The sequence below is a fragment of the Rhodopseudomonas sp. BR0C11 genome (assembly GCF_010820945.1).
GTDB lineage: Bacteria > Pseudomonadota > Alphaproteobacteria > Rhizobiales > Xanthobacteraceae > Rhodopseudomonas > Rhodopseudomonas palustris_H.
In genome coordinates this window covers 1-1,548 of the sequence record NZ_QTKI01000666.1, presented here as the reverse complement: position 1 = coordinate 1,548, position 1,548 = coordinate 1, and the positions used below count along the sequence as shown (strand labels likewise).

Below are 1,548 nucleotides of genomic sequence, written 5' to 3'. Positions count from 1 at the left end.
CCTCGGCGGCGACCGCGCCGAACCTGTATCGCCCGCGGTGCAATCGCTGTGGACCTCGCCGTCGCAGACGGCCATGCCGTCACAGGCGACGATGCCGTCACAGACCGCGCTGCCGGACCTGCCGCGTACTCCCGAAGTCCGCACGCCGACTCCGCTCGATCTGTTCAGCGACCGCAACGGCACGTTCGCGAGCTGAGCTAGTTCAGCCGCTCCGCTTGCGGCGACTGCGCTGATTTTGCACCGAGTTCAGGAACGCCTTGTCGGCCTCGATCCGCTTTTCCAGAAACGTCGTGACCGCCTTGATCCGCGCGACGTGAAGCAGGTCTTCGTGGACCGACAGCCAGATGTCGCGCGTGGTGAACAGCTCGGGCATCACCGGAAATAGCTCGGTATTGCCGGACGCCACGTAGGACGGAAGCATTGCGATCCCTTGGCCGGCCGACACGGCGATCGACTGCGCCACCAGGCTGGTGCTGCGGAAGATCGTATGCGGCGGCCGCAGCACGTCGGACAGCCAGCGGTTTTCCTTGCTGTAGATGTAGTCCTCGATGAAATCGATGAAGGCGTGGGTTTCCAGGTCCTTCACAGTCGTGGGCGGGCTTCGGCCTCCGAAATACGCATCCGTCGCGTATAGCGAGATCCGGAATTCGCCGACTTTCTTGATCGACAGTCGCTTTCCGTGCGGCCGGAAGAAGCTGACGAAAATATCCGCCTCGCGCCGGCTGAGGTCGAGCAGCCGCGTGTCGGTGATCAGTTCGATCTGGATCGACGGGTAGATCCGGTTGAAGTCGGCGATGCAGCGCGTGAGATAAAAGCTGCCGATCCCTTCCATCGCGGCGATCCGCACCGCACCGCCGGCATCGGCGGTGTCGGTCCCGATCGCCTCGACGATCGAGTTGGCCTGGCTTTCCATGCCCTCGGCATATTGCAGCAGCCGCATCCCGATCTCGGTCAGCGTGAAGCCCGACTTGCTGCGCTTGAACAGCGTCGAATTGAGGCTGCGCTCCAGCTCGCGGACGCGGCGGCTGACGGTGGTGTGGTCGACCTTCAGCTTGGCGGCGGCGCGGACCAGACTGCGCTGCCGCGCCACTTCGAGGAAATAGACGACGTCGTTCCAGTCGTACCTGATGGTGCGCTGAGTCTTCGCCACGCCTGCTGCGGTCTCCCCGGCACGGCCGGCGCCGATGCGCCGACCTTCCGCTTGTGTCCGGACAGCCACCGAACGGGACTACGCCGCGACGATGGGAGCGTACGTCTCCACCAGCCGGTTTGCAAACATGTCCACCTTCGGGATCATCATCTTCTGCCGGCAGACCGCCAGATCGATGTGCTTGGGCATCACCGCGCCGAGCTTCATGACGCGCGGCGCCGCGATGTTGATGTCCCACTGCGGGAAGCCGGTCGGCGGGATCACCACGCTGCCGCCGGGGTAGGGGCTGTCGACCCGGTTGGCGAGCACGACCGCGACCCGATTGTCCTCGGCGCGCGGCACGGCGAGCAGTTCGCGTTCGAACGGCTCGCGCAGCGCCGCCGGCCACAGGATGATGT

The 1,548-nt window shown here is 65.1% G+C and carries 1 protein-coding gene and 2 pseudogenes; 1 reads left to right on the top strand and 2 read right to left on the bottom strand.

The window, feature by feature from the left end; translation table 11 throughout:
* A pseudogene (locus DYI24_RS26385) lies at window positions 1–196 on the top strand (lytic transglycosylase domain-containing protein); the annotation flags it as partial.
* Window positions 197–202: 6 nt separating this feature from the next.
* Here DYI24_RS26385 and DYI24_RS26380 read toward each other — a convergent pair.
* Complete coding sequence (locus tag DYI24_RS26380; RefSeq protein ID WP_164574409.1) at window positions 203–1,150, bottom strand: LysR family transcriptional regulator; 948 nt, start codon at window positions 1,148–1,150, stop codon at window positions 203–205.
* Between the two features lie 78 nt (window positions 1,151–1,228).
* Window positions 1,229–1,548: pseudogene (locus tag DYI24_RS26375) on the bottom strand (carbon-nitrogen hydrolase family protein); the annotation flags it as partial.